At 61.1% G+C, this 19,505-nt stretch carries 20 protein-coding genes and 1 tRNA gene; 6 read left to right on the top strand and 15 right to left on the bottom strand.

Annotated elements, in window-relative coordinates; translation table 11 throughout:
* Window positions 1–3: 3 nt before the first annotated feature.
* Window positions 4–768: a YaaA family protein gene (locus AC0J5Z_RS12020; protein WP_475032369.1), complete on the top strand. Its 765-nt coding sequence runs from the start codon at window positions 4–6 to the stop codon at window positions 766–768.
* A 31-nt stretch (window positions 769–799) separates the two neighbouring features.
* On the opposite strand, the gene AC0J5Z_RS12015 is transcribed toward AC0J5Z_RS12020, so the two are convergent.
* Window positions 800–1,537, bottom strand: coding sequence for a zinc ribbon domain-containing protein (locus AC0J5Z_RS12015; RefSeq protein WP_475032367.1), 738 nt, complete (start codon window positions 1,535–1,537; stop codon window positions 800–802).
* A gap of 89 nt (window positions 1,538–1,626) precedes the next feature.
* Window positions 1,627–2,538 carry a Nif3-like dinuclear metal center hexameric protein gene (locus AC0J5Z_RS12010; RefSeq protein ID WP_475032365.1) on the bottom strand — a complete coding sequence of 304 codons (912 nt, stop codon included), beginning with the start codon at window positions 2,536–2,538 and terminating at the stop codon, window positions 1,627–1,629.
* A gap of 124 nt (window positions 2,539–2,662) precedes the next feature.
* Between AC0J5Z_RS12010 and msrA the strand changes: the two genes are divergently transcribed.
* The 3 genes from msrA to epsC all read left to right on the top strand — a co-directional run bounded on the left by msrA (window position 2,663) and on the right by epsC (window position 4,815).
* Window positions 2,663–3,187: a peptide-methionine (S)-S-oxide reductase MsrA gene (gene msrA / locus AC0J5Z_RS12005; RefSeq protein ID WP_475032363.1), complete on the top strand. Its 525-nt coding sequence runs from the start codon at window positions 2,663–2,665 to the stop codon at window positions 3,185–3,187.
* 66 nt (window positions 3,188–3,253) lie between these two features.
* Window positions 3,254–4,189 (top strand): cysteine synthase A, encoded by a 936-nt coding sequence (gene cysK, locus AC0J5Z_RS12000; RefSeq protein ID WP_011775088.1) that lies wholly within the window; start codon window positions 3,254–3,256, stop codon window positions 4,187–4,189.
* 41 nt (window positions 4,190–4,230) lie between these two features.
* On the top strand, window positions 4,231–4,815 hold the full coding sequence (gene epsC / locus AC0J5Z_RS11995; protein WP_011775089.1) for a serine O-acetyltransferase EpsC: 585 nt from the start codon (window positions 4,231–4,233) through the stop codon (window positions 4,813–4,815).
* On the opposite strand, the gene AC0J5Z_RS11990 is transcribed toward epsC, so the two are convergent.
* Complete coding sequence (locus AC0J5Z_RS11990; protein WP_475032361.1) at window positions 4,812–5,651, bottom strand: oxidoreductase; 840 nt, start codon at window positions 5,649–5,651, stop codon at window positions 4,812–4,814. The two genes, epsC and AC0J5Z_RS11990, sit on opposite strands and share 4 nt — an antisense overlap.
* Window positions 5,652–5,737: 86 nt before the next feature.
* Window positions 5,738–7,174: an NADP-dependent phosphogluconate dehydrogenase gene (gene gndA, locus AC0J5Z_RS11985; RefSeq protein WP_364305921.1), complete on the bottom strand. Its 1,437-nt coding sequence runs from the start codon at window positions 7,172–7,174 to the stop codon at window positions 5,738–5,740.
* A gap of 210 nt (window positions 7,175–7,384) precedes the next feature.
* Between gndA and AC0J5Z_RS11980 the strand changes: the two genes are divergently transcribed.
* Window positions 7,385–8,113, top strand: coding sequence for a FadR/GntR family transcriptional regulator (locus AC0J5Z_RS11980; protein WP_475032359.1), 729 nt, complete (start codon window positions 7,385–7,387; stop codon window positions 8,111–8,113).
* On the opposite strand, the gene AC0J5Z_RS11975 is transcribed toward AC0J5Z_RS11980, so the two are convergent.
* Genes AC0J5Z_RS11975 through AC0J5Z_RS11965 form a run of 3 tightly spaced genes read right to left on the bottom strand, consistent with a single transcriptional unit; the run spans window position 8,114 to window position 10,880 of the window.
* Window positions 8,114–9,163 (bottom strand): L-idonate 5-dehydrogenase, encoded by a 1,050-nt coding sequence (locus AC0J5Z_RS11975; protein WP_475032357.1) that lies wholly within the window; start codon window positions 9,161–9,163, stop codon window positions 8,114–8,116. It lies immediately after the preceding gene.
* Window positions 9,163–9,933 carry an SDR family oxidoreductase gene (locus tag AC0J5Z_RS11970; RefSeq protein WP_475032354.1) on the bottom strand — a complete coding sequence of 257 codons (771 nt, stop codon included), beginning with the start codon at window positions 9,931–9,933 and terminating at the stop codon, window positions 9,163–9,165. The genes AC0J5Z_RS11975 and AC0J5Z_RS11970 overlap by 1 nt, the downstream gene beginning before the upstream one ends.
* 35 nt (window positions 9,934–9,968) lie before the next feature.
* Window positions 9,969–10,880, bottom strand: coding sequence for an NAD(P)-dependent oxidoreductase (locus AC0J5Z_RS11965; protein WP_475032352.1), 912 nt, complete (start codon window positions 10,878–10,880; stop codon window positions 9,969–9,971).
* Window positions 10,881–10,950: 70 nt separating this feature from the next.
* Between AC0J5Z_RS11965 and AC0J5Z_RS11960 the strand changes: the two genes are divergently transcribed.
* Window positions 10,951–12,018 (top strand): D-2-hydroxyacid dehydrogenase, encoded by a 1,068-nt coding sequence (locus AC0J5Z_RS11960; RefSeq protein WP_475032350.1) that lies wholly within the window; start codon window positions 10,951–10,953, stop codon window positions 12,016–12,018.
* 8 nt (window positions 12,019–12,026) lie between these two features.
* On the opposite strand, the gene AC0J5Z_RS11955 is transcribed toward AC0J5Z_RS11960, so the two are convergent.
* The 8 genes from AC0J5Z_RS11955 to AC0J5Z_RS11920 form a co-directional block, all read right to left on the bottom strand.
* Window positions 12,027–14,084 carry an acyltransferase family protein gene (locus AC0J5Z_RS11955; protein WP_475032348.1) on the bottom strand — a complete coding sequence of 686 codons (2,058 nt, stop codon included), beginning with the start codon at window positions 14,082–14,084 and terminating at the stop codon, window positions 12,027–12,029.
* 171 nt (window positions 14,085–14,255) lie between these two features.
* Window positions 14,256–15,614 carry an MFS transporter gene (locus AC0J5Z_RS11950; protein ID WP_475032346.1) on the bottom strand — a complete coding sequence of 453 codons (1,359 nt, stop codon included), beginning with the start codon at window positions 15,612–15,614 and terminating at the stop codon, window positions 14,256–14,258.
* 143 nt (window positions 15,615–15,757) lie between these two features.
* Window positions 15,758–16,552, bottom strand: a complete 795-nt coding sequence (locus AC0J5Z_RS11945) for an IclR family transcriptional regulator (RefSeq protein WP_475032344.1) — start codon at window positions 16,550–16,552, stop codon at window positions 15,758–15,760.
* Between the two features lie 190 nt (window positions 16,553–16,742).
* Entirely contained in the window at window positions 16,743–17,033 is a 291-nt protein-coding gene (locus AC0J5Z_RS11940) for a hypothetical protein (RefSeq protein WP_475032340.1), read from the bottom strand.
* Between the two features lie 112 nt (window positions 17,034–17,145).
* Window positions 17,146–17,221 (bottom strand) — tRNA-Val (locus AC0J5Z_RS11935).
* Window positions 17,222–17,287: 66 nt separating this feature from the next.
* Entirely contained in the window at window positions 17,288–18,244 is a 957-nt protein-coding gene (locus AC0J5Z_RS11930; RefSeq protein WP_475032337.1) for an NAD-dependent protein deacetylase, read from the bottom strand.
* The gene (locus tag AC0J5Z_RS11925; protein ID WP_475032334.1) at window positions 18,241–18,744 is read right to left on the bottom strand and encodes a peroxiredoxin; all 504 of its coding nucleotides are present in this window, start codon (window positions 18,742–18,744) and stop codon (window positions 18,241–18,243) included. Before AC0J5Z_RS11925 ends, AC0J5Z_RS11930 begins: the two co-directional genes overlap by 4 nt.
* Window positions 18,741–19,160: a DUF3052 domain-containing protein gene (locus AC0J5Z_RS11920; protein ID WP_475032330.1), complete on the bottom strand. Its 420-nt coding sequence runs from the start codon at window positions 19,158–19,160 to the stop codon at window positions 18,741–18,743. The genes AC0J5Z_RS11925 and AC0J5Z_RS11920 overlap by 4 nt, the downstream gene beginning before the upstream one ends.
* Window positions 19,161–19,505: the final 345 nt, after the last annotated feature.

Here is a 19,505-nt window from a genome sequence, read left to right as displayed (position 1 = left end):
CGGGTGCTGATTCTGCTGCCGCCTTCCGAAGGCAAGACCCCCGCTGCCAACGGTCCCTCCATCACGTGGGAATCGCTCAGCTTCCCTGAGCTGAACCCTCACCGGGCAAAGGTACTCGAAGCGTTGGGCACAGTGAGCGCGCATGAGGATGCACTCGCGCTATTGGGGGTCGGCGCCTCGCTGCGGGGCGACGTCGAACGTAATACGCGGCTGCATGCAGAACCGGCCGCTCCCGCGCATCAAGTCTATTCAGGGGTTCTGTATGACGCCCTTGGCTACAACAGCATGACCCCGACGCAGCGCCGGAAGGCGAACGAATCCATCCTGGTGGTTTCCGCACTGTGGGGCGCCATCGGCTTTGGCGACCATGTGCCCGCCTACCGGTTGTACATGGGAACTGCACTGCCCGACGTCGGACGCCTCGCCTCCTACTGGAAGCCGCAGCTTAACGCCGCCCTCGCCTCACGTGCTGAAGGTGAGCTCCTGGTCGATTGCCGCTCCAGCACCTACGCCGCGGCCTGGGCTCCCCCGGCGACGCAAACAGTTAATGTCAACGTCTTCAACGAGGCGAACGGCAAGCGCACGGTTGTCAGCCACTTCGCCAAACACACCCGCGGGGAACTGGCGCGACACTTGCTCACCCGGCGTGGCAAGGCGCCGGCAACCCCGGATCAGCTCCTGAAGGCCGCGCGGGAAATCTGGAGAACAGAACTCGTTGAGGGAACGGCCCGAAAGCCGCACGCGCTCAACATCATCCTGTCCAACTGACTGTTCCTGCCCAGCTGAGGTTTGGGCTGCGTCAATTCCACTCCGCCGAACGGACCAGGATGACACCTGAGTCCGGGCAAAACACAATGTCGTCCTCTGCGGCTGCTTTGACTTCGGCAAGGTCGCCGGGGCTGAGCATCATGCCGGAGCCTTCGGATTTACCGTGGAACAGCCGGGCTGCACCGACTCCCCGCTTGGTAATGGTCTTCTCGTAGATGGCAAGCACTCCCGCGTCCAGGGATTCCGCGAAGGCGGCACGTTGCCCGCGGACCACCGTTTCTTCGGCAGCAATCTCAGCAATAGCCTCGTCCAGTTCAGCTCGGATGCTGCCGAACGCGCCTTGGATGTCGTCCACGATCGTCTGCTGGGCAGCCTGACGCTCCCGCAACGTATCCAGGCGCTCCAGGATTTCGAGCTCCACGTCTTCAAGGTCCGAACGGCGCTTGTTGAGTGAGGCAATGTCGCTCTGCAACGCCACCAGGTCCTTGGACAGGCCTGTGCCGCTGTTGAGCCGTGTCTCGTCGCGTTCAATGCGGGTGGCTACTTGCTCCACGTCGGCTTCCGCCCGGCGAAGTTCGGCCTCGGCATCATGCACGGCCACCTTTGCCGCGCCAAGCTCGCCGTTGGCAACGCTCAGCGCATCCGTGAGGTCGGTGATGCGTGGATCTGTTTCCAAAACCTTCCGGCGGCCGGCAAGCGACCTGAGCTTGGCATCCAGTCCCTGCAGTTCAAGCAATTTCAATTGTTCTGCCGGTGCTGCTTTCGCCACGCTTACCTCCGCTAATCGCCACCGGCCCTGGGGATCAGGTCCGGTCGGAACGCCACTATCTGTCAGGGCTGCCCGTATCTTTCTAGACTCTAGTCCCCGCCGGGAGTGAGTATGAAGTCCCAGGGATCGCTGTTGGTGCCGCTAACACGGATCTCGACGTCGTAGCCTTGGTCCGCGAGCACGTTCCCCAGCGCTTCGGCCGCCGCAGGCAGCCACAGCCACTCACTGGCAAAGTGCGAAACATCGATCAGGTAGGGCCGGCCATTGGTGGCACCTTCGCGAGCCTCCGACGCTGGATGATGACGCATGTCTGCCGTGACGTACACATCCGCATGGCTCGCCCGAACGGCGTCGAACAAACTGTCCCCCGCACCACCGCAGACGGCAACGCGCCGGACCAGGCCGTCTTTATCCCCTGCCACCCGGACGCCGCCGGCAACCGCAGGCAGCATTTCAAAGACGCGGGCTGCGAAATCACCAAGCGTCTCAAGGTCAGGAAGGTCTCCTACCCTGCCAATGCCTTCCTCCGGCAAGCCGTTGCTTGCAGCCGTCAACGGCGTAACGTTTTCCAATCCGAAGGCGTCAGCCAGGACGTCGGAAACTCCACCAACGGCTGAATCACCGTTGGTGTGCACGGTCAGCAGGCCCGTCCCGGCCTCTATCAACCGGTGGACAGCAAGGCCCTTCGCAGACGTGGCTGCCACAGAGTTCACCCCTTTGAGAAGCAGGGGATGGTGGGTGATGAGCAGTTCTGCTCCCCACTCCACGGCCTCATCGATCACGGCCAGCGTGGGATCCACGGCAAAAAGAACTTTGGTGACGGGGACATTGGGTCGGCCGACAACAAGGCCCACCTCATCCCAGTCTTCAGCCAGGGACTCCGGCCAGAGTTCCTCGACAGCCAGCAACACCTGACCGAGCGTAGGATCACCGCTGGCGTCAACTGCTTCGTCTTCTTCGACGGAATCCGCATCAGAAATGTCGGTGTTCACTGCTTCCATGCTCTTATTCTTCCCTACTGCGCCCGATCAGGTAGTTACCGCACCCGCAGCACCTCCCTGGTGCCGTAATTCTCCCGTAAGGTGAAGCGGGAATCATCAGGCCATCCGATCCATTGAAGAGAACATGAAAACTTTCGTACTTGGCGGCGGCTGCTTCTGGTGCCTTGATGCCGTTTACCAGAAAACCCGCGGCGTTAGCTCGGTTGTATCCGGTTACACCGGCGGCCACGTCCGCAATCCTGACTACTACCAGGTGTGCTCCGGAACTACCGGTCATGCTGAAGTTGTCTCGGTGACATTCGATGAAACTGTTGTTCCGGAGGAAGTCATCCTGGACATGTTCTTCGCCCTCCACGACCCCACCACGTTGAACCGCCAGGGCTATGACGTCGGAACCCAGTACCGTTCATCGATGTTCTACACAACCACGGAAGAAAAGGTGTTGTTCGAGGAAGCAATCGAGCGCGCCCAGACCCTCTGGTCGGATCCGATTGTGACCGAGGTCAGCCGCCTTCCCGAGTTTCATGAGGCCGAGGAAGTCCACCAGAACTACTATGCAAAGTTCCCGTACCAGGGGTATTGCCAGGTGATCATCAACCCGAAGCTGGCAAAGGCCCGGAAATATTACTCTGCATGGCTTACTGCTTAGCGGGGTTTCGATCCTGCTGGTTAGGCTGACCTCAGCATTCCCTCTTCAGAGATAGGCGTAATTTTCATGGCAAGGATCTACGACGACGTCACGCAGCTGGTCGGCCGCACCCCGCTGGTCCGTTTGAACCGGCTCACCGAAGGCCTCGACGCCACGGTTGCAGTCAAGCTCGAGTTCTACAACCCGGCCAACAGCGTCAAGGACCGCATTGGTGTGGCCATCATCGATGCCGCCGAGAAGTCCGGCGCCTTGAAGCCTGGCGGAACCATCGTCGAAGGCACCTCCGGCAACACCGGCATCGCGCTGGCCCTGGTGGGTGCAGCACGCGGCTATAAGGTCATCCTGACCATGCCTGAGACCATGTCCACCGAACGTCGGGTCATGCTGCGCGCTTACGGTGCCGAAATCGTCCTGACGCCCGGCTCCGAAGGCATGCGCGGCGCCGTCGAGAAGGCACAGGAAATCGTCGCCAACACGGAGAACTCCATCTGGGCGCAGCAGTTCGCCAACGAGGCCAACCCGGCGATCCACCGCACCACCACGGCCGAGGAAGTCTGGGAAGACACCGACGGTGAAGTAGATATCTTTGTTGCAGGAGTGGGTACCGGCGGCACCATCACAGGTGTGGGCCAGGTTCTCAAGGAGCGCAAGCCGGGCGTCCAGATCGTGGCTGTCGAGCCCAAGGACTCCGCGATCCTCAACGGTGGAGCGCCCGGTCCTCACAAGATCCAGGGGATCGGCGCCAACTTTGTTCCGGAAATCCTGGACACCAACGTTTACGACGAAGTCCTGGACGCCACGCTGGAAGATTCAGTCCGCGTAGCCCGTGAACTCGGTGCGCGTGAAGGCATCCTGGGCGGCATTTCCTCGGGCGCCATCGTGTGGGGCGCCTTGGAACTGGCCAAGCGTCCCGAGAACGCGGGCAAGCTGATCGTCGCCGTCGTCTGTGACTTTGGAGAGCGGTACATCTCCACCGTGCTGTTCGACGACATCCGCGGCTAACACTTCGCCTGCACGCCTTCATTTCCTGTAGAAAGGTCTTTGTGAGCTTCTTCGCAAGGCTTAAGGAAGACCTCGATGCCGCCCGGTCACATGACCCGGCGGCTCGAGGCTCTTTTGAGAACTTTTTCGCATACTCCGGCCTGCACGCCATATGGGCGCACCGGGTGACGCACCGACTCTGGCAGAATCCGGCACTCCGTTTTCCTGCCCGCCTGATTTCCCAGCTGGCCAGGTTTCTTACCGGCATCGAAATCCATCCCGGCGCAACCATTGGCCGGCGATTCTTCATCGATCATGGCATGGGCGTGGTGATCGGTGAGACCGCCGAGATCGGCGAGGACGTGATGATCTATCACGGTGTTACGCTCGGCGGCCGTTCACTGGCCAAGGTCAAGCGTCATCCAACCATCGGTGATCGCGTCACGATCGGCGCTGGCGCGAAGGTCCTGGGTCCGATCACCATCGGCGCAGGCAGCGCCATCGGTGCCAATGCCGTAGTCGTCAAGGACGCGCCACCGGAATCCATCATCACAGGCATTCCCGCCACATGGCGGCACCGCGATGCGCGGTCGGAAACCAAACCAGCTGTGGATCCGGCGGAGTACTACATCGAATACCGGATCTAACCGGCAAGTCTTCGGTAAAGGTTCCAGAAGACGGCGTCGAAGACGCGGTCCGGAAGAATTCTTCGCATTGCCAGGACGCTCCAGGCACCCCGTCCCACCGGGTATCGGGTCCTGGGGCGTTTTGCCGTTGCGGCTCGAACTATCGTTCCTGCTACAACCCGCGCCGGCGTGGACAACACATGGCCGGTTCCGGATGTCGATGCCAGTGCGGCAGCCACAACATGCGCTTGCTCTTTGTACGGCCCATCACCCGAGGCAGCCAACAGGCCCTCACCCGCAATGGTGCCCCACTCACTAGCAGTTCCCGACGGTTCAATAATGATGACGTCGATGCCGTGCGGCCCCAACTCCAGACGCAGGGAATCACTCATTCCTTCCACCGCGAACTTTGTGCCGTGGTACCAAGCGCCCAAAGGCTCGTATATTTTGCCGCCTATGGAGGTGACGTTGATGATCCGGCCCGAACGCGCGGTGCGCATCCCGGGAATCACGAGTTGGGTCATCCTCGCCAGGCCAATGACGTTGACTTCGAACTGACGCCTGCCTTCAGCCAACGGAACTTCCTCAAGTGAGCCGTAGGAACCGTAGCCGGCATTGTTGACCAGCAGATCGATCCGCCCATGTGCCGCTTCAATCAGCGCCACCGCAGACGCCATCGATTCCTCCGAGGTGACGTCCAGGGACAAGACAGTGATGCCGTGCTGCTTCAACGGTTCCATCTTGTGCACACGGCGTGCGCCTGCGTAGACAGTGAAACCGGCCGCCCTGAGGGCAATGGCGGTGTCGAACCCGATTCCCGTGGAGGCCCCGGTGACAAACGCGATACGGGATGCCATGGCTGTGCTCCTTTAGTTCAGCTACGGCAAAGGCCGGTTCGCCCCAGCCTAACTGGGAGGAACCGGCCTCTGGCGGGAAGCGCCTGCTAGTGGGTGTCGACTGCCGAGATTTCGGACTTGTCTTCGCCCCACAGGGTGTGGAACGTGCCCTCGGTGTCCACTCGACCGTAGGTGTGTGCTCCGAAGAGGTCACGCTGGCCCTGGATCAGGGCGGCGGCAACGCGCTTGCGGCGGAGGCCGTCGTAGTACGCCAGCGATGAGGAGAACACCGGTACAGGGATTCCAAGCTGGACTGCGGTTGCCACAACCCGGCGCCAAGCCGGCAGTGCCTCAGCGATGGCCTTGGTGAAGGCCGGCGCGAACAGCAGGTTGGCAGGCTTCTCTTCGGCGGCGTAGGCCTTGGTGATGTCCTTGAGCAGTTCTGCGCGGATGATGCAACCTGCACGCCACAGCGAAGCGATCTCGTCCAGCTTGAGGTCCCAGCCGTACTCCTTGGCAGCGGAGGTCAGCATGTCCAAGCCCTGGGCGTAGGAGACCAGCTTGGAGGCATAGAGTGCCTGGCGGACGTCCTCGACAAAGGTCTCGGGAATTTCCACCGAGGCCTCTTCGCCGGCGAGCAGCTCCTGGCCAAGCTTGCGCTGCTCAGCCTGGGAGGAGAGACCACGGGCAAAGACGGATTCGGCGATGCCGGAGATTGGGGAGCCGAGTTCCAGGGCGGAGATGACCGTCCAACGGCCCGTGCCCTTCTGGCCTGCAGCGTCCACGACGACGTCCACGAACGGCTTGCCCGTCTTGGCGTCAACGTGGCCCAGGACCTCGGCGGAGATTTCGATCAGGAAGGAGGACAAATCGCCCTTGTTCCATTCAGCGAAGATCTTGGACTGCTCAGCGGGCTCAATGCCGGCGCCTGAGCGGAGGAGGTCGAATGCTTCGCCGATGACCTGCATGTCAGCGTATTCAATGCCGTTGTGGACCATCTTGACGAAGTGGCCTGCACCGTCGGTGCCGATCCAAGCGCAGCACGGTTCGCCGTCGACCTTGGCGGAGATTTTCTCCAGCAGCGGGCCGAGAGCGTCGTAGGACTCACGGGAGCCGCCGGGCATGATGGAGGGGCCGTTCAGGGCGCCCTCTTCGCCACCGGATACACCGACGCCTACGAAGTGGAGGTCCTTCTTTGCCAGCGCGGCTTCGCGGCGGCGGGTGTCCTCGTAGTGCGAGTTACCGGCGTCGATAATGATGTCGCCGGCTTCGAGAAGCGGTTCGAGCTGCTCGATCACGTTGTCAACGGGAGCGCCTGCCTTGACCATGATGAGGACGCGGCGGGGCTTTTCAAGGGAGTCGACGAGTTCCTGCAGGGTTTCCGTGCGGATGAAGTCGCCGTCCGTGCCGTGCTTTTCAAGCAGGGCGTCAGTCTTTTCCACAGAGCGGTTGTGGAGAGCCACAGTGAAGCCGTTGCGGGCGAGGTTGCGGGCCAGGTTGGCGCCCATCACCGCAAGGCCGGTGACACCGATGTGTGCTGACATCAAAACTCCAATTCGTTCGTGTACAAACAGTCCTGCGGGCACGCAGGAAGCGAATTCAAAACCAGGGGCTGTAATAAACCATACGTATTTATGTCTGGGGCAGGAAAGCGGCGCCCACGTTTTGGAACGGTGCCGCGTCACAAACAGTCTATGATGCCGCCCCCGATTCACCTGCGCGCGGGACGTCCCCGCGCCACTATGCTTACCTCTATGTCAACCAGCCTTCACCACCGCGCCGTAGAGCACTTGGGCACCAGGATCGTCGGTGGCACTCTTCCTACTGGCCACGTCATGCTTGCCGAACACTTGGAAGACGAACTCAAAGTGTCACGCTCCGTGGTCCGTGAAGCCGTCCGTGTGTTGCAGTCGCTGGGGCTTGTAGAGACCATCAAGCGGGTGGGCATCCGGGTCCTGCCAGCCCACCGCTGGAATCCTTTCGATCCTCTAGTGATTCGTTGGCGGCTTGCCGGCGACGGGCGTGGCGCCCAGTTGCGTTCGCTTGCGGAGCTGCGATCCGCCGTCGAGCCTGTAGCAGCAGAGCTGGCCGCCGGGAACGCGCCCGAAAGTCTTCGGCAGGAGTTGGTGGGCATCTCGCTGGCCATGAAGGAAGCCGGCGATGCCGGCGACATGGCCACGTTCCTTGACCTTGATATCCGGTTCCATGCCCTGGTCCTCTCGGGCTCCGGCAACGAAATGTTCGCCAACCTTATCGGCCAGGTTACGGAAACCCTCACTGGCCGGACCGTCCACGGGCTCATGCCTGAACACCCCCAAAAGCAAGCACTCCAGTGGCACATGGATGTGGCCCACGCGATCGACGCCGGAGACGGTTCGCTCGCGCGCGACGCCGCCGCCAAGATCATGCGGCAGACCATCGCGGAGCTGACACCCAGCTGGAATGACCAACCCCGCGTCTTCGTCCCGGTCGCCAAGAAATAACTACTGCCGGAAGTTCAGCAAGACCTTTCCGGATTCAGCCGGGTTCTTCGCCACCTCAAAAGCCTCCAGGCCCCGGGTAAGGTCGAATTCGTGCGTCACTACGGGGTCGACAAACAGCGAGCCATCGGCCAGGGCAGCAATGACCTCGTCGATTTCGTCGTTGAAGCGGAACGAACCCATCAGTTCAAGTTCGCGGGTGATGGCGAGGGAGATGAAAACCGGCTGGGGTCCGGACGGAAGGAGTCCCACCATCACCACTTTGCCGCCGCGGGTAGCGCCCATGATGGCCGAGGCGAGGCCGAAATGGCTGCCTGATGATTCAATGACGACGTCAGCGTCCACCGCCGCGATGGCATCCGCATCATCACCTTTGAGGATGTCATCGGCGCCAACAGCCCGGGCGATTTCCAGGGGCTTGTCATGCATGTCGACGGCGACAATCCGGGCCGCGCCGGCCCGCTTCAGGACGGCAACCGCTAGCGCACCGATCGGGCCACTGCCGATCACCAAGGCCGTCTTCCCTTGGACGTCCCCGGCGCGTGCGACGGCATGCCAGGCCACGCTGGCCGGTTCAACGAGTGCAGCAGTGCGGAGGTCCAGGTTTTGCGGCAGTGGGCGGAGCATCCTTGAGGGCAGGTTCGCGTAGCGGCTGAAAGCGCCGTCCGTGTGCGGGTACCGAGCAGCACTACCCAAGTAGGTGCAGCCCGGGGAGAGGTTTGGCCGGTCCTCGGGGTATTTGGCATCGCCGGCTGCCGGCGTGGCTGGGTGGACAGCCACGGGCGTTCCTACCGCGGGGCCGGTACCGTCGGCCGCCTGCTGGACAATTACGCCAACGATTTCGTGTCCCAGGACCATAGGCTCTTTGAGGATGGACTCCCCCGCTGCACCGTGCAACCAGTAGTGGAGGTCTGATCCGCAGATCCCACCGTAGGCGATCTCCACCACCGCCTCATCGGGAGCAGGTGCAGTCAGCGGGATGTCTTCAATTCTGAGATCGCCCTTGCCGTGGGCGACTACGGCGGGGCCGGAGGCCGGAAGATTGATGCCCATCAGACCACCACCGTCATCCCGCCGTCGACGAAGATCGTCTGGCCGTTCACAAAATTAGACGCCTGGGATGCGAGCCATACAGTCGGCCCGGCAAGATCGGCAACTGTCCCCCACCGGTTGGCCGGGGTGCGGCCGAGGATCCAGGAGTTGAAGTCAACATCGTCCACCAGGTTTTGGGTCATTTCCGTGTGGATATAGCCTGGCGCGATGCCGTTGATCTGCAAGCCTGAGGCGGCCCATTCTGCGGTCATGGCGCGGGTCAGGTTACGGAGTCCGCCCTTGGCCGCCACATAGGGCGCAATGGTGGGGCGGGCGAGGTCCGTTTGGACCGAGCAGATGTTGATGATCTTCCCTTGTCCCCTGGGAATCATGTGCCTGGCCGCTTCCCGGCCTACAAGGAAGGCGCTGGTGAGGTCCGTGGTGATCACGCGGTCCCAGTCCTTGACATCGAGGTCCAGCATGGGGACACGGTGCTGGATTCCCGCATTGTTCACCAGAATGTCCAGCGGCCCGACGTTCTTTTCGATCCAGGCCACCCCCTCGGCCGCGGAATCAGCGTCCGTGACGTCGAAGGCGCGGCTGTGGACCCTTCCCTCGGGGTATTCTGCGGCCATTGCCTGGTGGGCTGTTTCCAGCCGTTCAGTGCTGATGCCATTAAGCACTACCGTCGCTCCGGCATCGGCGAGGCCTCTGGCCAGGGCGTTGCCAATCCCCCGGCTTGAACCAGTGACCAAGGCAACCCGCCCGGTCAGATCGAAAAGTCCACTCATGGTTTGTTCTTCATTCCTTCTTCGGTTGCGCCGGGTCAGTGGTTATTCGACGTCGCGGCGGGTGTCTGGCTCAGGTTTGCGATGGTTTGGCGGACGACGGAGAGGTCCTGATCCCCGAGTCCTTGGCGTTTGAGTTCGCCGTATAGATCGATGGCCGCCGAGGCCATGGGAACGGCGGAGCCAACGGCTTCGGCGCTGTTGATCACGAATCCGAGGTCCTTGTGCATGAATTTGGCGGGCCCTGTGGGGGCATATTCCTTGGCGGCAAGACGCGGGCCAACGTTTTCCAGCACCCGGCTTCCGGCCAGCCCTCCGGACAGCACCTCAAAGAGTGCCCGCACATCCATGCCGTAGCGTTCGGCGAGTTCGGCCGCTTCGGCGAGGGCCGCCGTCGTGGTTCCCACGATGAGTTGGTTGCAGGCCTTGGCGAGTGATCCCGCCCCAAGCGGGCCCATTCGCCGTACGGTAGTCCCCATGGTTTCCAGGAGCGGCTTGAGCGTCTCGAATTGGACTTCGGCCGAGCCCACCATGATTGCAAGGGTTCCGCTTTGTGCACCGGCGGTGCCGCCGCTGACGGGCGCATCCACCACCACGGCGTTGCCGCTGGATGCCTGATGGACAGTTTCGCCAAATCGCTGGACAGCGGTTGGCGAGACGCTGCTCATGACGACGACGGCGGTACCCGGCTGCGGAGGATCGCTCCGCCAGGAGCCAAGCAAGTCAGCGGCGGCCTCCTCAATGAATGGCAGGTCGGGGAGCATGAAGATGATGGCGTCCTCGTTGCGCAGTTCGGCGACACTGGCCGCGCGCTGGACGCCGGTGAGGCCTTCAAAGGCGGCATCGGAACGGTTCCAGGCGGTGACGTTCCAGCCGGCGGCGGCTAGGTTTGAGGCCATGGGTGCTCCCATGAGCCCCAACCCGACGAAGCCCGCACGTTTGGTGGCCATTGTAGGTAACACCTCACTTCTTTGTGGTCATCCAAGAGAACTCTGTTCAATATCCTAGCCTCCATTCAGTATGATGAACACTATGACGACTGATGAACTTACCATCGCCATCGCTGTACCGCTCGAAGCAGAGCATGTAGAGCTGATCCGCGCCGTAGATCCTTCCGTAACAGTGCTCTACGATCCCGAGCTTCTTCCGCCGGAACGTTTCCCCGCCGACCATGCCGGCGACCGCGCGTTCAAGCGCACGCCGGAGCAGGAGGAACGCTACTGGGACATGCTGAACCGCGCCCGGATCCTGTACGGCTTCCCCAACGAGAGCCCAGCCGGATTGGCACGCATCGCCGACAGCAACCCCCACCTGCAGTGGATCCATGCCATGGCAGCGGGAGCGGGTGGCGCGGTCAAGGCTTCCGGGCTCGACACGGAAACCCTGCAGAAGTTCCGCGTGACGACATCCGCGGGTGTCCATGCGCTGCCCCTGGCAGAGTTCTCCGCCTTCGGCATCCTCAGCGGTTTCAAGCGCAGCGCTGAGATGGCACAAGACCAGGCCACCAAAAACTGGCCTGAGCTGAGGACGCCCACCAAGCTGGCTAGCGGCTCAAAGGTGGTCATCGCAGGCCTCGGCGAGATTGGCATGGAGACGGCTCGAATCGCCCGGGCCTTGGGGATGAAGGTCAGTGGGACGAAGCGCACTGTGGAACCGATGGAGGGGATCGACGAGGTCACCACCAATGAGGGCCTCCCCGGCCTGCTGGCGGACGCCGACGCCGTTGTGAACACACTGCCCGGCACGCCGTATACAGAAAAGCTATTCAATAAGGACATCTTCTCGGCCATGAAGCCAGGAACCGTCTTCGTCAACGTGGGCCGCGGAACCGTGGTGGACGAGGACGCTTTGCTCGATGCCCTGAACAACGGCCAGGTATCTTACGCTTGCCTCGACGTTTTCGCGGTGGAGCCGCTTCCGCGGGACAGCCCTTTGTGGAATCATCCCAAGGTCCTGGTGTCACCGCACACCTCGGCATTAAGTACAGCCGAAAACCGGCTCATCACGGAACGTTTCTGCAGCAACCTGCGCACATTCCTGGACGGCGGCGAACTCCCCCACCTGGTTGACCCGGTCCACTTTTACTAAGCCGGAAACTACCATCCTGTGGCGGCAAACCACCTCTCAGACAAGGTCTCGGTCATGGTCCTGACATAGGTACTCGAGAGGTGGTTGTCGTCGAGGTAGACATACACGTTGCCCACGATGCCCGGACAAGACGTGCCGTCGCAGATCAGGTCCGTCATGTCCAGGATGGACAACCCCGTGAAAGTACCCTCCAACTGATCCAAGGGATTGCTTTCAGCGAGCACCGACGACTGGGCTGGACGGCAGCGTGGGTCCTCCATGCCGGACGCCATGGCGCACTCACTGGGGCTGAATGAGAAGCGCGGGTTGTCCCTCATGGCGATGACCTCAATACCCTGGTCAGTGATCTCGCCCACCAGTTCATCGAGTCCCCACGTAAGCTCCTCATCCGGCGAATCCGGCACGCTGGCTGTCCCAACAAGGAAGACAGCATCCGGCTGATGGATGCTGATGTGTTCCCGGACGTTTCGGTTGAAGGCATTGCATTCGTCCCCCACCTCGTCCGTTTCGGTCATGAACGGACAGGCGCCGAACGTGATGGCCTGGACGCGCCAGTGGTGTTCCTTGGCCAGCGGGCCGATGGCTCCGAGCCACTGCAGTGAATGGGACTGACCCAACACAAAGACGGTCTTCCCGGCGTCAGCACCGACGTCGTTCTGCTGGCACTCTGCAAAGAGCACCGGATCTGTTGGGCGGAGATCACCGGTACATGGGCCATCAAGCCTTCCCCAATCTTCGGGAAGCTGCTCAGGGGTGGGCAGTGTCCGCGCGCCCTCGCTAACAAGATCAACATAGCCGGGCAACAACGCCCGTGCCCCCGGGTTATCGTCGGCGTCCTGCGTGGCGATAATGTTCTTCTCCACTTGCTGCTGGTAACCAAACTGCACCATCGGTGTGGCGGCGACCGCCAAGCAAATCAGCACCGCCAAAGCCAGACGTCGACGTTTGGCTTCCAGCCATCGCCATGCGCGCAGAGGCCGCTCCACAAACCGGGTGGTGACGAATGCCAAAAGCAGGGAGGCACCCACGATCAAGGCACCGGTAATCGCATCGGCATGGTCTTGGCCAATCCACACCAGAGTGATCACCAACAGCGGCCAGTGCCACAAGTAAAGGGCATACGAGGTAGAACCCAAGCCCACCAACAGCTTGGACGAAAGAATGCGGTCCACGCCCAGGCGGCTTCCTGATTGCCCTGCGATGATGACGGCCACCGCCGCCAAGGTCGGCCATAAAGCCACGAAGCCAGGAAACGCGGTCTGTACCTGAAGAAGGGCGCCACAGCTCATCATGGCAGCCACTCCTACCCAACCAAGCACGCTTCGCAGTCCGCGGCCGGGCCGAAGATACGGAAGCAACAGCGCCACGAGGGTGCCCAAAGCAAACTCCCACAGCCGTGCAAATGTATCGAAGTAGGCCAACTCCTGATTGGCGGCCGTGAAATAGACCGAGTAGGCCAGTGATACTGCAAAGATCAGCCCGAAGATTCCCAGCAGCACGGCCCGATACCGCAGGCCAAAACGACGGCACAGCCAGGCCGTGGCAACAAAGATGGCCGGCCATAGAATGAAAACCTGCCCCTGGATGGACAGCGACCAGAAGTGTTGAAAGGGGCTTGCCAGGCTGTGGTCTGCCGCGTAGTAGTTGACCACCTGCCGCTGGAGCAGCCAATTTTGGCCGTAGAACAGCGAAGCCCATCCCTGGCTGACTATTTCAATCCAGCGGGTGCGCGGAATGATCACATAGGTGGCCGCCAAGGTGGCAAGCAGAACCACGACGACGGCGGGCAACAGGCGCCAGAACAGGTGCAGCCAGTGCCGCACCAGTGATACAGGCCGCGCATCCTCATAGCGGCTGACGAATTGCAGCGTCATCAGGAACGCCGAGATCAGCAGGAAGACGTCCACGCCGCCGGAAACCCGGCCGAACCAGACGTGGTACGAGACAACCATGAGCACGGCCAGGGAACGCAGGCCCTGGATCTCGGGCCGAAACTTGGTGTTTCCTCCCCCGGCCTGGACCTGCCCGGGACTTTCCGGTGATGCGAGGCCCTTGGTTGCCGTCATCGACACACTCCTCTTTCGCTGCACCAATTCTGCACTGCCACCCGTGAATTTCCACCCCACTCTGAGCGACTCATTTTGTGTTGAGTCGCAAAGCAGCGCGGCACCCTGTTGAAGAAGCGTGCCGCGCTGCTTAGTGGTTGTGTATTCCTTGTGCAGGTGCTTCTGCGGAAGCTACTTTGCGTCTTCGGTACTGACGAGGTCCCTGCCTGCCGTCTCCGGGGTGAAGAACGTAGTCACAAAGGAGATGAGCGCCAGGACCAGGGAGTAGATGGCCAGGACCAGCCATGAGTGGTTGGTTGCGGCCAACATGAGCGCCCCGAGCAGCGGAGCGAGGCCTCCGGCCAAGACGGCTGAGATTTCACGGCTCATTGCAACACCGGTGAAGCGGTATTGCGACCCGAACAGCTCGGGCAACAGCGGGCATTGCGGGCCGAGCATGGACTGGACACCGATTGCGATACCAACCGCCATGACTACCCACACCAACGTGACGTTGCCCAAGGTGACCAGGTAGAAGGCAGGGATGGCGATGATTGCCTGGAACAGTGCGCCATAGCGATAGACAGGGACACGACCGAACCTGTCTGATAAGGCGCCGAATGTGACCACCATGACGGCAGCGAACCCGGCCGCGATCAGCAAACCCACAGGACCTATGGAGTTGTTGCCCGCGAAGACGCCTGCCGGCATGCTCATGAAGGACACCAACAGCGCGGAGTAGATCGAAGAGTTGCCGTTCTCTCCCATGCGGAGACCGATGCCAAGCAGCACGTTCTTCTTTGAGTGCTTCCAGAGCGCGCCGATGGGGTTCTTGACCACGTTCTTGTGCTTCTCCAACTCTTGGAACGCGGGCGTTTCCTTGAGCTTGAGGCGGATGAAGATGGCCACGGCAATCAGGATGAAGCTGGCAAGGAACGGTACGCGCCACAGCCAGCCCTGAAGGACGGATTTGTCCGCCATCGCGATCAGCGCGAAGGTTCCGGCGCCGAGGAGTGTGCCCAACTGGATGCCGACAAACGGCAATGAAGCGAAGAACCCACGACGGCGGCGCGGAGCTACTTCCGAAATCAACGTTGTCGCGCCGGCCTGCTCAGCCCCTGCACCCAGGCCTTGGATGATGCGTAGCGTGACCAGCAGAACAGCGCCGAGCATTCCGGCCTGTTCGAACGTGGGGAGAAGCCCAATGGCAAAGCTCGCTGTTCCCATGAGCGCGATGGTCAGGATCAGCACCATCTTCCGCCCGAAGCGGTCGCCGATGTAGCCGAAGATCAACCCGCCGAACGGCCGGGCAGCAAAGCCAACTCCGTAGGTGGCGAAGGAGGCAATCAGAGCACCGTCCGGGCCGAGCGGTGAAAAGAACAGTGGGCCGAAGATCAGCGCCGAAGCCAAGCCATAAATGTAGAAGTCGTAGTACTCCAGCGCGGAACCTACAGAGCTGGCCAGCGTGGCTCGCCGGAGCTGTTCCGGCTCAACAACAGCGTCGTCAGCCTCAGCCGCGAGCTTTTCATTTGCACGAGTTATCACAAGCACTCCCTCAAAATCACCCCGGGCCCCCGTTGGCCCAGCGAGATAGTGATGGCATCACCGCCAAGATCACTATGATGAACAGCGTACAGCTTGTTGAACGCGCTGCCAAGGTTGTAATCAGATTTATTTAGAGCGAGTGAGAGAGCCTAACCCATGGGATTGCCCAAGGAACGCGCCAACTCCTTGAGTTCCTTGACCACGAGGGCGCCCTGTTCTTCCGAGTAGGTAGCCTTTAGGGCGGTGACAGACAGACCCAGGCTTGGGCCATGGGCTCCATGAGTAGGGACCGGCACGGCCAAACAAACCACACCCACCGTGGACTCTTCATCCTCGAAGGCATATCCCCGCTTGCGGATGGTGGCAATCTGGGCTTTGAGTTCCTCTGCAGTCCTGAGGGAGTTGGCGGTCATGGTCGGCAGCTCCATACCATCAGGGAACATCGCGTCGATATCGTGATCGTGCAGCTGGGCAATCAGCGCCTTACCGACGCTACAGAGCGAGACCGGCATCTTGTCACCAATGTTGGACGTCAGCCTGACCGCTGGGTGGCCCTCATATCGCGCCAGGTAGATGACGTGGTCACCGTCGAGCATCGCGATCCTCACGGTCTCGCCGGAGAGTGTGGGCGCCTGCTCACAATACTTATAGAACTCCTGGACCTCGTCGAGCCGGCTTAGGTATGCGGCCCCGAGTTCCACGAGTTTTCTCCCCAAGGAAAAATCCGCCCCCTGCCTGGTGATGAGTCGCGCTTCTTCCAGCGCCAGCAACAGGTTGGACGTAGAAGACTTAGGGATGCCGAGTTCACGCGACAGATCGCTCAGCGTCAAACGGCCGGACGGGGACTCGGCGAGGACCTCGAGCACTGCGGCAGCGCGGGTGACGGCAGGTGCCGGCGACGAAGCGCCCAGCCCTTCGGAGCGGGTGGTGTGGGAATCGGCCATGATTCTCCTTCGACATCGCAATTCGACTGTCCATTCTGCTGAACAGTACCCATCATAGTGGCATGCGCGTGTACTTGGGCTGTTCAGCTTTCCAAACCCAAAAGTTGGCTGTATATTCATGTTCGAGCTCTCCACCGCGGCATCCCCCAATAGTCGTGGTGGAGAGCTCATCCATTTCCCGGGCCGCAGACTACGCCGCAGCGACTGCCTCGCCCCTGAGGCGCCAGCCCCCACCGGATCCATCCCGCACCAATTCCCAGGTAGCGATACCGGATTGAGGGTTGTTCCCCAAGCGAACCTGGACCTGCCAGACTTCAACATCAACCCGTCCCTGCCCTCGCGGCATCCGCCGGGACCCCTCCCACCAGGCGACCCGCTCAAACCAGCGAACAGGTTCCACCACAATGCGCCACTCGCGGCCGCCCCTCATGACGACCGTCGGGGGGCCTTGCCCAGCCGTGCGGATATATACGTGCTCCATGAAAAAAGCGTAGGGTGTGGGTCCGACATTCAAGACTCTGCCGGAGGAGGGAAACCGGCAAACAAAAACCCCGCCCTTCCAAGCCTTCTGACTTGGAATGACGGGGTTTTCCTGGTGGGTCCTACCGGGATCGAACCGATGACATCCACGGTGTAAACGTGGCGCTCTACCAGCTGAGCTAAAGACCCAAACCGCGGTTTCCGTGCTTCGTAACTTCCTCCGCGCTTCAACCAACGAACAATGACTCTACATGATCAACCGCCGGAAACACCAATCGGCGCAGGATACCGTGGAAGATCCGGTAAAGCGCGTGCCAGGTAGCCCAATGCACCGCTCACTCCCAGTTCCAACTTCAGCGCAGCAAAGTCATCGCCTCGGGTAGTTCCGCGGTTGATGATGACCACTGGTTTTCCCGTTTTTGCAGCGTGGCGAACGAACCGCAGCCCGCTCTGAACCGCCAGCGACGATCCTGCCACCAAGAGGGCTTCCGCCTTATCCACCATCTCGTAGGCACGGGCCACCCGATCTTTGGGGACATTCTCACCGAAGTAGACAAAGTCCGGCTTCAACGTCCCACCGCAGATGGGACAGACAGCCATGACGAACGACGTGATGAGCTCGGGATCCTCAACTGTTGCATCAGCATCCGGGGCCATCTCTACCACCCCGGACTCCAACGCCGCAGCCAGGAAACCAGGATTGATTTCTTCAAGGATCGCTGCGATCAAACGCCTGCTGAAGGTGTGCCCATTGCCGAGGCAAATCACTTGGTCGAAGCGGCCGTGCAGGTCCACCACATTGACGCTTCCGGCGTCCTCATGGAGCCTGTCAACATTTTGGGTGATGAGACCGGTCATCAGGCCGCGACGCTCCAAGAGCGCGACGGCCACATGGCCGGCATTAGGATCGGCATGCCTGAGGTGGGACCAACCGATATGGTTCCGCGCCCAGTAGCGCCGCCGATTTGCCTCACTGCCCACGAACTCCTGAAAGGTCATGGGGTTGCGAGGCGCAGAACCCGGCCCACGGTAATCAGGAATCCCGGAATCGGTACTCAACCCGGCACCGGTGAGTACCGCCAAGCGCTTGCCGCCAAGGATATCCAAGGCAACCCCAAGTGCTTCCAGTTCCTTGGGGTGCAGTTGCGACACCGGAGCGGGGGACATGCTGGCAAATCCAGTCATACCAACTCCGGGCCCGGAATGGCTCATGACTGCTGATCCACCAACGACGACAACGCCCGGCGATATTCAGCAAAGTCCCTTGCCTGGCCGCGCGGATTGACAACGACATAGCGGATGATGCCTGCAGCGTCGATGATGAACGTCCCCCTCAAGGCCATTCCACTCGCTTCATCGAAGACACCGTAGTTCCGAGCCACCGCTCCATGCGGCCAGAAGTCCGCCAGGAGATCGAAGCCAAAGTGTTCATGCTGGGCGTAGGCCCTTTGCACGAACTTACTGTCGACGGAAACCGCCAATACCGTGGCATTCGAATCCTTGAAGGCTGCGATGTTGTCGCGAATCTCACAGAGTTCCCCTGTGCAGATGCCGGAGAAGGCAAAGGGAAAGAACACGACAACAACGTTGCGACCACGGAAGTCCGCCAACCGGACAGGCTCGCCATACTGATTCAACAGCTCAAAATCCGGTGCAAGCTGCCCTGTTTGAGGAATGGTCCCGGGGGCAGGCGCCTGCTGGACTTCCGTCACTTGTTCTTCTTGGGCACCAAACGCGTGGCGCTCCAGTCCTTCGAAACCCCTGCCGATGTAGTGAGGTGCAGTCCGGAGGTGGGGGCGGCGTCCTGGATGTCTGCAGGAGAAACGTAGTTGTCGCGGCCTGACTTTGGCGTCAGCACCCAAACAACTCCACCTTCCTTCAGGCTGGTAAGCGAATCCATCAGGGCATCAACAAGGTCACCGTCGCCATCCCGCCACCAGAAAACAACAGCATCTACGACGTCATGATCATCTTCATCCAACAACTCGGAGCCTGTGACATCTTCGATGTCGTCACGCAAGTCGAAATCGACGTCGTCGTCGTAGCCGCGTTCCTGAATCAGATCCCCATCTTTGAAACCCATTCTTTCCGCCACATTTACCGATGTGGCGGCGTCGGCCTCGCTCACGTTTCCTCCTTTTGCAGTGACTTCCATTACTAACAGCCAACACCCTTTGGGCGTGTGCTTCAAGCCATTGTCCCAGCCACCGGCCATATTCCCCATTCCACACGGTGTTTCGAAGCGATCGGAATTGCGTGCTTTGCGTCACGGGGGCCACGGGGATGTGACATACAACGCCCCTCGGGCCCCGCGGCTACGCATCGTGACGCCGCGAAAGCTAGAGTGGCCATGAGCGCTACTGGCTGCAGGGCGATCGCCCCGAGAAATTCCACGGGCAGCCAAGCGCTCACAAGACCTGCCCGGCGCATCCGACCGGGCTGTTGAAACAGAGATGTCGCACACGACGCATTC

The organism is Paenarthrobacter sp. TRD_SC_7 (assembly GCF_056156245.1).
This window is presented reverse-complemented; position numbering and strand designations above follow the sequence as displayed.